The 12898-nt window shown below is 64.9% G+C and carries 9 protein-coding genes; 5 read left to right on the top strand and 4 right to left on the bottom strand.

All coding sequences use genetic code 11. From position 1 onward, the window contains the following. Positions 1-129: 129 nt before the first annotated feature. The gene (gene hrpB / locus ACFE8X_RS17380; RefSeq protein ID WP_375452760.1) at positions 130-2580 is read right to left on the bottom strand and encodes an ATP-dependent helicase HrpB; all 2451 of its coding nucleotides are present in this window, start codon (positions 2578-2580) and stop codon (positions 130-132) included. 287 nt (positions 2581-2867) lie between these two features. Here hrpB and ACFE8X_RS17375 point away from each other — a divergent pair, with 287 nt between their 5' ends. Next, entirely contained in the window at positions 2868-3731 is an 864-nt protein-coding gene (locus ACFE8X_RS17375; RefSeq protein ID WP_375452759.1) for an aldose 1-epimerase family protein, read from the top strand. A gap of 135 nt (positions 3732-3866) precedes the next feature. On the opposite strand, the gene ACFE8X_RS17370 is transcribed toward ACFE8X_RS17375, so the two are convergent. Beyond that, on the bottom strand, positions 3867-5375 hold the full coding sequence (locus ACFE8X_RS17370) for a helicase HerA domain-containing protein (RefSeq protein WP_375452758.1): 1509 nt from the start codon (positions 5373-5375) through the stop codon (positions 3867-3869). Positions 5376-5718: 343 nt separating this feature from the next. On the opposite strand from ACFE8X_RS17370, the gene ACFE8X_RS17365 reads away from it, so the two are divergent. Together ACFE8X_RS17365 and ACFE8X_RS17360 are read left to right on the top strand one after the other, a co-directional pair. Then, a complete protein-coding gene (locus ACFE8X_RS17365; protein WP_375452757.1) occupies positions 5719-7029 on the top strand; it encodes a Gfo/Idh/MocA family protein in 1311 nt (436 codons plus the stop codon). A 34-nt stretch (positions 7030-7063) separates the two neighbouring features. Then, complete coding sequence (locus ACFE8X_RS17360) at positions 7064-7744, top strand: GntR family transcriptional regulator (RefSeq protein ID WP_375452756.1); 681 nt, start codon at positions 7064-7066, stop codon at positions 7742-7744. A gap of 27 nt (positions 7745-7771) precedes the next feature. On the opposite strand, the gene ACFE8X_RS17355 is transcribed toward ACFE8X_RS17360, so the two are convergent. Next, entirely contained in the window at positions 7772-8119 is a 348-nt protein-coding gene (locus ACFE8X_RS17355; RefSeq protein ID WP_375452755.1) for a hypothetical protein, read from the bottom strand. Positions 8120-8199: 80 nt separating this feature from the next. Here ACFE8X_RS17355 and ACFE8X_RS17350 point away from each other — a divergent pair, with 80 nt between their 5' ends. Both ACFE8X_RS17350 and ACFE8X_RS17345 read left to right on the top strand, forming a co-directional pair. Beyond that, positions 8200-9174 (top strand): aldo/keto reductase, encoded by a 975-nt coding sequence (locus ACFE8X_RS17350; protein WP_375452754.1) that lies wholly within the window; start codon positions 8200-8202, stop codon positions 9172-9174. Between the two features lie 214 nt (positions 9175-9388). Then, positions 9389-12298 carry an insulinase family protein gene (locus ACFE8X_RS17345; protein ID WP_375452753.1) on the top strand — a complete coding sequence of 970 codons (2910 nt, stop codon included), beginning with the start codon at positions 9389-9391 and terminating at the stop codon, positions 12296-12298. A gap of 65 nt (positions 12299-12363) precedes the next feature. Here the strand turns inward: ACFE8X_RS17345 and ACFE8X_RS17340 are convergent, their stop codons facing one another. Next, entirely contained in the window at positions 12364-12822 is a 459-nt protein-coding gene (locus ACFE8X_RS17340) for a DUF305 domain-containing protein (RefSeq protein ID WP_375452752.1), read from the bottom strand. Positions 12823-12898: the final 76 nt, after the last annotated feature.

Genomic DNA, 12898 nt, shown 5'->3' with positions numbered 1-12898 from the left:
CGCCCTCGTGGTTCGAGGCTCGTGAAGAACTCGCACCTCACCATGAGGGCTACTGATGATCGAGTTCCCAGTAGTCCTCATAGTGAGGTGGAGCGCAGCGACCCTCGAACCACGAGGGCGTGGCAGGATTTAGGTGTCGCGCGGCTTTGCCCTTGCGGTTGGAGCAGCCTTAGCTGGATCGTCGGGCCAGGGGTGGCGGGGGTAGCGGCCTTTGAGGTCCTTGGCGACGTCGGCCCAGGAGCCGCTCCAGAAGCCGGGCAGGTCGCGCGTGGTCTGGATCGGGCGATGGGCGGGAGAGAGCAGCACCAGAAGCAGCCGGATGCGGCCATTGGCGATGGTGGGGTGGCGCGTCAGCCCGAACAGTTCTTGGACCCGAATCTCGATCGCCGGTCCGCCTTCGGCTGAATAGTCGATGGGGACCGCATTGCCGGTGGGGGCGGTGAAGTGGCTGGGCAGCAGGGCCTCGATATCCTGGCGGCGCGGATAGGGCAGCAGCAGATCGAGCGCGGTGCGCAATTGCTCGCCGGTGATTTCACTCAGTTTGGTGAGCCCAAATAAGGCCGGCGCTAGCCATTCGGCTACGCCGGGCGCCAGGGCCTGCGCGCTGAGATCGGGCCAGTCATCGTCAATGGTGGCGGCGAGGAAGGTGGCGCGGGCGCGCAGGGCCCGCTGGTCGCGGGACCAGGGGAGGGTGTCGATGCCGTTTTTTGCGGCGGCGGTGGCGAGCAGGGCAGCGGCAGCGGGGAGGTCTTCGACGGTGACGGGCTCCTCAGCGAGACGCAGGGCGCCGAGGCGACGGATTTTTCGGGCGCGGACGCTGGCGGAGGGCTGATCGAAGACCAGGCTGGTTTCGTCGGCGATCCGGCGGGCAAACAGCGCCTCGATGGCGGCGCGATCGATCGCCGTGGCGGCGCGAATGCGGCCGGTGGCGGCGGCGCCGGTGATGTCGGTCACGACGAGGAAGGGCGCGGCGGCGAGGGCGTCGGTCGCATCGAGACTGGCCTGGCGGCCATTGGCGAGGCGGAAGCGGCCGCGCGCGCCGGCGGCCTGGGCAATGCGATCGGGATAGGCGCGGGCGAGGTGATGGCCGGGACCAAGATCGCCATCGGAGCCGCCGCCGGCCAGCTTGGCCCAACGGCGGGACAGGGCGCGGGCATCATTGGCACGCGGGCTGCGGTCGGTGCGGAAGCGGGCGAGGCGGGCGGCAAGGTCGGTGCTGTCGCCGCCCAGGCCGCGTTCGCCGATGAGGACGGCGAGGTCGGCGGCGGTTTGCGCATCGTCCTCGGCGGCGGCGGCAACGACCATGTGGGCCAGGCGCGGATGCAGCGGCAGGCGGGCGAGAGCCTTGCCGGCTAACGTCAGAAGGCCTTGGGCGTCGAGCGCCTCAAGCGATTGCAGCAGGGCGACGGCTTCGGTCCAGGCGGGGCGGGGTGGCGGGTCGAGGAAGGGCAGTTTGGTGGGATCGGTAACGCCCCAGGCGGCCAGGTCCAAGGCAAAGCCGGCCAGGTCTGCCGCGAGGATTTCGGGGGTGTCGAAGGGCTCGAGGCCGGCGGTCTGGCCTTCGTTCCAGAGGCGGATGCAAACGCCTGGAGCGGTGCGGCCGGCGCGGCCGCGGCGCTGGTCGGCAGCGGCGCGGGAGACGCGATGGGTCTGCAGCGTGGTCAGGCCGGTCGCCGGTTCATATGCGGGAATGCGGCGGAAACCGGCATCGATGACGATGCGGATGCCATCGATGGTCAGCGAGGTTTCGGCGATCGCAGTGGCGAGCACGATCTTGCGGCGGCCGGGCTCGGCGGGGCGGATGGCACGGTCCTGCTCGACGGTGGTGAGCTGGCCGTAGAGCGGAGCGATGTCGGTATCGGCGGGGATTTTTGCGGCCAAGCGGTCGGCGGTGCGGGTGATTTCGCCCTGGCCGGGCAGGAAGACGAGGGCGGAGCCAGCGTGCTCGCGCAAGGCGGCGAGAATGGCGGCGGCGACCTGGTCTTCGATACGGGCGAGGGGGTCCGGCTCGGCGTAGATGGTGTCGACTGGAAAGGCGCGGCCTTCGCTGGTGATGACGGGGGCGTCGGCGAGCAGTTTGGCGACGCGAGCACCATCGATGGTGGCGGACATGACGAGGACGCGCAGATCGGGACGGAGGGCGGCGGCGTCGAGGGTGAGCGCGAGGCCGACATCGCCGTCAAGGCTGCGTTCGTGGAACTCGTCGAAGAGCACGGCGGCAATGCCGGTGAGTTCGGGATCGTCGAGGATCATGCGGGTGAAGACGCCTTCGGTGACGACTTCGATGCGGGTTCTGGCGGAAATCCTGGCATCCATGCGCACGCGGTAGCCGACGGTCTGGCCGATGTCTTCGCCGAGGGTTTGCGCCATGCGATGGGCAGCGGCGCGGGCGGCGAGGCGGCGCGGTTCGAGCATGACGATGCGGTGATCATGGCGCCAGGGGGCGTCGAGCAAAGCGAGGGGAACGCGGGTGGTCTTGCCGGCGCCGGGCGGGGCGACGAGAACGGCGTAGGGGGATTGCGCGAGGGCGGCAAGGAGCTCGGGGAGGGCGTAGTCGATGGGGAGGGGCGGCGGGGGCATGCAGGCTCCGAGGTTGCGCAGACTTACTCCCAGCCTGGCCGTCCGCTCAAGGGGGCGATCGGCTATGGCTTGGCTTGATGGTGCCCGGGGCGCAGGGCGGCTGCTGCCGCTGTCAGGGTGAGGGTGGGGTGAGAGAGCCGCGATATCGGGGCCGGGAGACCCCCACCTTGATCCTCCCCCTGACAGGGGGAGGTGTCGACTGGGGCATTTTGGCAAGAATCTTGGCTTTCCCTTGAGGGAGGCTCGGGGTGGGGTTAGCTATGGGTGAACACAGACCTGGAGCGGCCATGAACACCCGTATCGGAAATGAGCAGCTTAGCGTCGAGGTTTCCCCGCTTGGCGCGGAAATGCAGGCGATCACCACCGCAGATGGGGCGCAGTGGCTGTGGCATGGGGATGGGACATATTGGGGCGGGCGGTCGCCGATCCTGTTTCCGATGGTGGGCAAGGCGCCGAACGACACGATCAGCCTGGATGGCAAGAGCTATCCCATGAGCCAGCACGGGTTTGCGCGGCGCAGCGATTTCGAGCTGGTCGCGGCGAGCGCCACATCATGCCGGTTCGAGCTGATGGCGACGGAGGCGAGCCGGGAGGTCTATCCGTTCGACTTCTTGCTGGCGGTGACGCATGCGGTGGAGGGCACGGCGGTGACGGTGACGGCGGAGGTCACCAATCGCGACCAGAAGGTGATGCCGTTCGGGATCGGGTTTCATCCCGCTTTCGTGTGGCCGCTGTCGGGAGCGACGACTGATATCCACGAGGTGAGGTTGGACAATGGGGCGGAGCCGGCGCTGATCCGGCTGGAGCAGGGGCTGGTGGTGCCCAGGGAACTGGCATCGCCGTTCCGAGCAGGCAAGCTGGTGCTGGAGCACGATCTGTTCGAGGCGGATGCGATGCTGTTTCCGCAAGGGGCGGGCGCGGGGCTAACGTATGGGTGCCCGGGCGGGCCGTCGATCAAGCTGGATTGGGAGAATTTGCCGAACCTGGCGCTGTGGAGCAAGCCGGGGGCGCCGTTCATCTGTATCGAGCCCTGGCATGGGACGGCGGCGGAAGTTGGGGGGTCGGACGACCTGGCGCAGCGGCCGTATGCGGAGGTACTGGGGCCGGGGGCGACGGCACGGTTTGTGGTTCGGGCGGCGGTGAGGGGGTAGGGCGGCCCTCGTGGTTCGAGGCTCGCCAAGGGCTCGCACCTCACCATGAGGGCTACTGGAAAATCGCGGAGCTATCACTAGCCCTCATGGTGAGGTGGGAGGCAAAGCCGACCCTCGAACCACGAGGGCGTGGCACTACTCGGCCGCAGGGCGCTCTTCGACCATGGTGTCCGGGCCTGCCGGATCGCCGGGGCCGGTTTCGCAGCCGAGGTCAGGGAAGGCGACGACGCGGTTGTTGCGGAAGTCGAGGCGGATGACGAGGAGGCCACGTTCCTCGAAATAGGTGAGCAGGCGCCGGGCGCGGCTGGCGGAGTGGGTGCCGTAAAGGCGGGCGATGGTCAGGTCGGACGGGCAGGGGGCGGCGGTGACGGCGGCCTGGGCGAGGACGAGGAAGACGCCCTGGATGTCGTCGGCCAGGGTTTCGGAGAGAGCGAGCGCCTGTTGCCAGGCGGCGCTGCCGGCGGTGGCGCGATCGAGGCCGACGCGGGCCACGGCGAGCTTGCGCTTGAAGGCGGGCAAAGCGGGGGCCTCGCCGGGGACACGGCGGATGCGGCAGCGGACCAGGAAATCCTGGTACAGCACGGCAATGCTGCGGAAGGCGGCGTCGGGATCGCCCAGAAGTTCGGCCATGATCGCATCGATCTGATCGTCGCGCTCGGCCTGGTCGATTTCAGGGAACAGGGTCTGCGGGCCGGGCACGGCATCGGGCTTGGGGCGGGAGAGCTGGGCCAGGATATCGGCCGTTGGAGTCGGCGCCGGCGGCGGTGGGCGGCGGATCGGGGCGCGGGCTTCCTCGGGCGCGGGGGTAAAGACCAGCTCGTGCGCGTCGGCGATCGTTTCGGGCAGCGGGGTCAGCTTGGGGCTGGTGGAGCGGGCGCAGGTTTCCACGTCTCCGATGGTGATCGGCAGGGGCCGGCGGCTGAGGGCGGGGCCCAGGGCGATGAAATGGCCGCGGGCGAGGTCGCGGAATTGTTCGGCCTGGCGCTTTTCCATGCCGAGGAGATCGGCAGCGCGGGCCATGTCGATATCGAGGAAGGTGCGGCCCATCAAGAAGTTGCTGGCCTCGGCGGCGACGTTTTTCGCCAGTTTGGCCAGGCGCTGGGTAGCGATGACGCCGGCAAGGCCCCGTTTGCGGCCGCGGCACATCAGGTTGGTCATGGCGCCAAGGGACAGCTTGCGGGCTTCGTCGCTGACCTCACCGGCCACGGCCGGGGCAAAGAGCTGAGCCTCGTCGACAACGACGAGAACGGGGTACCAGTGGTCGCGATCGGCATCGAACATGCCGCCGAGGAAGGCCGCGGCGGCGCGCATCTGCTGCTCGACATCGAGGCCTTCGAGATTGAGCACGACGGAGACGCGATGCTGGCGGACACGGCCGGCAATGCGGGTGAGTTCGGCCTCGGTACGGCCGGCATCGACGACGACGTGGCTGAATTTATCGGCCAGGGTGACGAAATCGCCTTCGGGATCGATGATGGCCTGCTGCACCCAAGGGGCGCTTTGCTCGAGCAGGCGGCGCAGCAGATGGGATTTGCCGGAGCCCGAATTGCCCTGGACGAGCAGGCGCGTGGCCAACAGCTCCTCGAGATCGAGCATGGCGTGGGCCTGGCCGGTGGTGGCTCCCATGTCGATGGCGACGTTCATATCTCTCCTGAGACACTGAGGCAATTGTCTCGCAGGGGAGACTCAACGCACGGCAATTTGAAGGTTGTGCATAGCATCGCGCGGGTGGGTGTGGCGATTTTGTGTGGGAAAACCCACAGCTGGTGGCACGCCCTCGTGGTTCGAGGCTCGCGAAAGGCTCGCACCTCACCATGAGGGCTACTGGATGAGCGTAGTAGATCAGTCCTCATGGAGGCGGGAGGCGAAGCCGACCCTCGAACCGCGAGAACGTGGCACAATGGAATTGACACGCTTATCAGGATCGCCGATCTTGTATGGAAGATGCCGCCGACACTCGGCGCCAGCAGCAGCAAGATCCAAATTCATGAAATATGCTATCGTCGGCACTGGCGGCCGTCACCAAATGTATCGCGAAGCGGTTGCCGAAACCCACGCCGAAAACAATGAACTGGTCGCCCTGTGCGATGTCAACCAGCACCGGCTGGCACTGTCGGCGAGCCAAGTGCCGGACCCCGGCGGCAATGGCATAGCGACCTACCTGGCGGCCGATTTCGAGAAGATGATCGCCGAGCAGCAGCCCGATACGGTGATCATTACCACGCCCGATTACCTGCACGACAAATATATCGTGGAAGCGCTGCGGGCCGGGCGCAACGTGATGACCGAAAAGCCGATGACCATCGATATCGGCCGGCTGAAAGCAATTCTGGATGCGCAGCGCGAGACCGGCAAATCGATCACGGTGACGTTCAATTACCGCTATTCGCCGGCGCGCACGCAACTCAAGGACCTGCTGATGAGCGGGGTGATCGGGGAGATCACGGCGGTGGATTTCCGCTGGTATCTCGACCGGGTGCACGGGGCCGACTATTTTCGACGCTGGCACCGCTACAAGGACCGCTCGGGCGGGCTCTTGGTGCATAAATCCACCCATCATTTCGATTTGCTGAACTGGTGGGTGGGCTCGACCCCCCGAAGCGTTTCGGCGACGGGCAAGCGCGATTTCTACACGCCCGAAATGGCGGTGAAGCTGGGGCTTGAGGGGCATGGGCCGCGCTGCCACGATTGCCCGGTGGCGCATAAATGCGATTTCCGCATGGACCTGGCGGGGGACGAGGCGCTCAACGCGCTTTACCTGCAGGCCGAGGACGATGACGGCTATATCCGCGACAAATGCGTGTTTGCCGAGGACATCACGATCGAAGACACCATGCAGGTACAGGCGCAATATGCCTCGGGCACGTCGCTGAATTATACGCTGGTGGCCTATAGTCCCTGGGAGGGGCTGGAGGTGAAATTCCACGGTACCAAGGGCGAGTTGACGCACAAGCATATCGAGGTGCATGGCGTGTTCGCGGGGGGCAATCGCGAGCGCTCCGAGCATGAGAACTTCACCACCGAGCTGCATCTGGCCGGTGGATTGCCCGAAAAGCTCAAAGTTTGGGAGGGTACCGGCAGCCATGGCGGGGCGGACCCGATCATGCTGGGCTATATCTTCGATCCGGCGAGCATGGAGCCGGACCGGTATGGTCGCGCCTCGGACCATGTGGCGGGCGCCTGGTCGATCCTGACCGGGATTGCGGCCAACCAGTCGATCGCTGAAGGCGGCAAGCGCATTTGCATCGACCAGATGCTGGCGGCAGCCGGAATCGAGCTGGGAGGCGATGTCCGCTAACACGGTTTGGCGGTTTGGCGCAGGCGGGGGGAACATGGCGGGCGTACTCGAGGTAAGCGAGGAGACCATGGCGCTGCGCGTGGTGGGGGCACTGCGCGACGAAATCGTGACGATGACGCTGAAACCCGGCGACGTGATTTCGGAAAGCGATATCGCGGGCCGCTATGGCGTGTCGCGCCAGCCGGTGCGCGAGGCGTTTATCCGCCTGGCGCAGCAGGGACTGCTGTTGATCCGGCCGAAGCGCGCCACCGTGGTCAAGAAGATTTCCCCAGACGGGGTGCGGCAATCGCGGTTCATCCGCGAATCGATCGAGGTCGAGATCATTCGCCGGGTGGCGGCGCGGCCGGGCGACGCCGCAGCGGTGCTGGCAGAGCTGATCGAGGAGCAGGAAGCCGCATCGACGGCCGACGACAGCTTGGCATTTCACACCCTGGACGAGCTGTTTCATCGCACGCTGGCCCGGCTGGCCGGGGTGGAATATGCTTGGCAGTTGATCGACGATCACAAGATGCAGCTCGACCGGGTGCGGTTCTTGACGCTGGGGGTGTCATCGAGCCAGATCGCCATTGCCGAGCATCGCTCGATCGCGGCGGCGGTGGGGGCAGGGGATTCAGCGGGCGCCGAGGCAGCGATGCGGGCGCACCTGGCGCGGGCGGAGGTGCTGCTGACCCAAACGATCGCGGATCATCCGGATTATTTTGAAGCGGTGGCTTGATCGGCGGTGCTGATGACGGTCCGGTGACTAGCGCGTCGGACTGGCGAGCAGGGCTAAAACAGAATCCAGCTTTCGGTCCAGACCGGCGGACGCGGCCTCGAAGCGCTGCGTGTGTTCGTCCAGCCGATGCTCGATGTAATTTTCCAATCGGGTTTCGAGGTTGGCCATGGCGCCACCCAACTCGACCTTGACAATAGATTCAAGATCTTCCCGAAAATCGCCCAGGCGGCGTTCCTGCCGCGAGAAATGCTCCGAGACTCCGACGAAAGACTTGCGAATATCGCGACTTTCCTGACGCAGTGCGCGGATTTCGTCGAGCAGTTGGGTCTGCTGGCGGCCAAGAAATTCCAAATTGACCGTTTCGCCGTAGGACATAGGGCTCTCCTTCGTGCACAATATAGACGAAGTAATCAGCTCGTTCCATAGCGGGCCGTCGAGCATTGAGGACACCAGATATGAAACAGCGCACACTTGGCAAGACGGGGTATTCGGTTTCGGAGATCGGGCTGGGGACGTGGCAGTTGGGTGGGGATTTCGGGCCGGTGGGGGACGAGACCGCCAGCAAGATTCTCGATGCGGCCAATGCGCAGGGTGTCAATTTCTGGGATACGGCGGACGTCTATGGCGGTGGGCTGAGCGAGAGCCGGATCGGCGGGCATGCCAAGGGCGCGGATGTGAAGGTGGCGACCAAGCTGGGGCGGTCGAGCGCGCTGTTTCCCGACAAGTATACCAAGGACGGGTTGCGCGAGAGCCTTGTGGGTTCGGCGCGGCGGCTGGGGGTGAGCAAGCTGGATCTGGCGCAATTGCATTGCGTGCCCACCGCGGTGATGCGCGACGGCAAGATATTCGACTGGATGGACGAGCTGCAGGCCGAGGGGCTGGTGGCCTATTATGGGGCCAGCGTCGAGACGGTCGAGGAGGCCCTGATGTGCCTGGAGCATGACGGGGTGGCGAGCCTGCAGATCATCTTCAACATCCTGCGCCAGGACGCGGCCAAGGAGTTGCTGCCCCAGGCGGGGGAGCAGAATGTGGGCATTATCGTGCGGCTACCGCTGGCGAGCGGATTGCTCAGCGGAAAATACGACAAGAACACGCAGTTCGATCCGAGCGACCACCGCAACTACAACCAGGACGGGGCGGCGTTCTCGGTGGGGGAGACGTTTTCGGGCATTCCCTTCGAGCGCGGCGTGGAACTGGTGCAGGAATTGAAGGGGCTGGCGCCCCAGAACGTGCCGCTGGCCCAGGTGGCGCTGCGCTGGGTGCTGGATCATCCGCAGGTGTCGAGCGTGATCGCGGGGGTGAGCAAGCCCGAGCAGATCGCGGATAATGTCGCGGCGAGCGAACGGGGATCGCTGTTTCCGGCGCTGATGGGGCAGATGGCCGAGTGGTATGAGCGGGAGGTCAAGCCAACGATTCGGGGCAGCGTTTGAGTGTGTTAGCCCTTTCCCCATGAGGAAGAGGGTGCCCGCAGGGCGGAGGGGTCTTAGGCGTATGACGGTCTCTGGTCATGGGTGGGCGCCGAACCCCTCACCCTGACGGTTGTGCTGAAGCCGAACCTGACGGCTTCGTCATGTCGTCCCTCTAGCGCATCCAGTCCGGCATCCCTACGTTGTCTGCAACAACGACCCCTCCTTGAGTATCCCCATGTCCTATTCCGAAGCCTTCGACCTCATTCGCGACGAACATATCGCGGAGGTGAAGTCGCAGGCGCGGCTGTATCGGCACAAGAAGACCGGGGCGGAGGTGTTGAGCCTGGTCAATGACGACGAGAACAAGGTGTTCGGGATCACCTTCAAGACGCCACCGGAGGATTCGACGGGGGTGGCACATATTCTTGAGCATTCGGTGCTGTGCGGATCGCGCAAGTATCCGGTCAAGAAGCCGTTCGTGGAGCTGATCAAGGGATCGCTGAACACGTTTCTCAATGCGATGACGTTTCCCGACAAGACGGCCTATCCGGTGGCCAGCCAGAATTTGCAGGATTTCTACAATCTGGTGGATGTGTATCTGGACGCGGTGTTTTTTCCGCTGATCAGCCAGGACACGTTTCGCCAGGAAGGCTGGCATTACGAACTGGAGGATGCAGCGGCGCCCTTGGTCTACAAGGGCGTGGTGTTCAACGAGATGAAGGGGGTGTTCTCCTCACCCGACAGCGTGATGCGCGATATTTCGCAGCGCTCGCTGTATCCAGACATCACCTATGGGCAGTCATCGGGCGGCGACCCCAAGGCAATCCCGGACTTGAGCTACCGTCAGTTCAAGCGGTTCCACGAGAAATTCTATCATCCGTCCAATGCGCGAGCGTTTTTTTCGGGTGACGACAATGCCGAGGAGCGCTTGCGGATCCTGGATGCATATTTTTCCGAGTTCGAGCAGGCGCCGGTGGATGCCGAGGTGCAGTTGCAGGGCCGGTTCAACGAACCGCGCCAGATCGTGGCCACCTATGCAGGCACCAGACAGGATGGCAAGGCGCGCGACGGCATGGTCAGCCTCAACTGGATGATCGATCCGCCGGCGGACCGGACCGAGGCACTTTCGCATGGCCTGCTGAGCTATATGCTGGCCGGCAATCCTGCGGCGCCCCTGCGCAAGGCGCTGACCGATTCTGGATTGGGCGAGGGCATGACCGGGGGCGGCATCGGTTCGGGCATGCGCCAGCCGATGGCAAGCTTTGGCATGAAGGGGATCGATCCGGCCGATGCGGGCAAGGTCGAGGCATTGATCCTGTCGAGCCTGGGCGAGATCGCCGCGACCGGCATCGACAAGCAGACGGTGGAAGCGGCGCTCAACACGTTTGAATTCTCGTTGCGCGAGAATAATACCGGCTCGTTCCCCCGCGGCATTTCGATGATGTTTTCGGCCATGGGCACCTGGCTGCATGGTGGCGATCCGCTGGCGCCGCTGGCCTTTGAAACGGCGTTGGCAGCGCTCAAGCAAAAGGCAGCGCAGGGGCATTTCGAGCGTGAAATCCGGCGGTTGTTCCTGGACAATACGCATCGCACCACGGTGGCGCTGAGCGCCGACGAAACGCAGGGGGCGCGCGAGGTCGCGGCGGAGCAGGCGCGGCTGGCGCAGGTGCGCGAGCAACTCGATGTCGAGGCGATCAAGGCGACGATCGCGGACACCGAAAAGCTCAAGGCCTTGCAGGAGGCGGTGGACGATCCGGCCCAATTGGCCAAGATTCCAAGCCTGACGCTGGGCGATCTGGAGCGCCAGATCCGCACGGTGCCCATCGACATCGGCACGCTGGCACAGGCCAGGCTGTTCTATCATGACCTGCCGACGCTGGGGATCCTGTATTTCGATATCGGATTTGACCTGCATGTGCTCGACAAGAGCCTGTTGCCGTACCTACCATTGTTCGGTCGGGCGCTGCTGCAGACGGGCACCTCGCGCGAGGACTTCGTGTCGCTGACCCAGCGCATCGGGCGGTTGACGGGCGGGGTGGCCCAGCATCGCGGGATTTCGGCGCGGCAGAACGAGAGCGCCAGCGCGGCGTGGTTTTTCCTTTCGGGCAAGGCGGTGCCGGACCGGGTCGAGGACATGCTGGCGATCATGGGCGATGTGCTGCTCGATGCGCGGCTGGACCATCGCGAGCGCTTTCGGCAGATGGCACTGGAGGAAAAAGCCGGGTTCGAAGCGCGGCTGGTGCCCTCGGGCAATTCGATCGTGGATACACGCCTAAAATCGGGCCTGACCGAGGCCAGCTGGGTCGCCGAGCAGATGGGCGGCATCAGCTATCTGCAGTTCGTGCGCGCGCTGGTGGAACGGATCGACAGCGATTGGCCCAGCGTGCAGGCGGCGCTGGAAGCCATTCGCGATACGCTGTTCCGGCGCGGGCGGGCGGTGGTCAATGTAACGGCGGATGCGACGATCTGGCGCCAGGCGCGAGGAACAGTGGCGGCATTTCTCGAGCGTTTGCCCGATGGGCAGCATGAGCTGGCCGATTGGGCGGTGGCGCTGACGCCGCGCTCGGAAGGGCTGATCATTCCGGCGCAGGTCAATTATGTGGGCAAGGGGGGCAATCTCAAGGCATTGGGGTTCGAGCTGACGGCGGCGTCGAGCGTGGCGCTCAAATTCCTCAACACCACTTACTTGTGGGACAAAGTGCGGGTACAGGGTGGGGCCTACGGCGGCTCGAGCCGGTTCGACCTGACCTCGGGTAATTTTTCGTTCTTGTCATATCGCGATCCTAACCTGCTCAAGACCCTGGATGCTTATGATGGGGCGGCCAAGGCGCTCAATGCCGGGATCGGCGACGGCGACCTGACGCGCTCGATCATCGGGGTGATCGGGGACATGGACGGCTACGAGTTCCCCGACGCCAAGGGATATTCCTCGATGTGGCGGCAGCTGACCGGCACCACGGAGGCGATCCGGCAGCAGCGGCGCGACGAGGTGCTGGGCACCTCACCCACCGATTTCAAGGCGCTGGCGGACGCCGTGGATGCCGTGCGCAGCAAGGGTCACGTGGTGGTGCTGGGCGGGGAGGCGGCGATCACCGCGGCCAATGCGGAGCGGCCCGGCCTGCTGGAAATCAGCAAGGTGATGTGATGGTGTGGGTGATGGCGCTGGTCTGGCTGGTCTTGGTGATCTGAGGGGTTTCGCCACCCGGTCGCTCAGGGGGCGGTTGCGTCGAGGCGGTCGAGGATGGTGCGCATCTGCTCGATCTCGCGACGCTGGCCGGCCGTGATGGTGCCGCAGAGGGCCTCCAGTTCGGCATCGGTCAGGCTGGCCTCGCGGCACATCAGGATGGCGCCGGAATGGTGGGGGATCATCGAGCGGATGAATTGCTGGTCGCCAACGCCGACCTGCCAGCGAATGGCGATGAAAGCGGCGACGAAGGCGATGGCGAACAGGGCGTGCAGGGTCAAATTGATCAGCCGGCGCGGATACATGCGCTGCATGGTCAGCAGCATGAGCGGGCCCATGGGCGCGGCCATCATGATGGCCATGTAGCTCATATTGATGTTGTTGTAAAAGTCCATGACGCCGTCGATCATGACGAACATCACGAAGTACATGATGACCAGGCCGACCACGATATTGATGGCGAGACTGAAATAGGGGTGACGCATGGAAACCAGATGTTGCCGTCGATCCGTTCGGAAAGCCGGGTGGGGGCGCTTAGTTCCTTTGAACCACTGGGCTGTT

The organism is uncultured Devosia sp. (genome assembly GCF_964244875.1).
GTDB lineage: Bacteria > Pseudomonadota > Alphaproteobacteria > Rhizobiales > Devosiaceae > Devosia.
The sequence above is the reverse complement of the archived record's forward strand: the minus strand, read 5'-3'. Positions and strand labels throughout refer to the sequence as shown.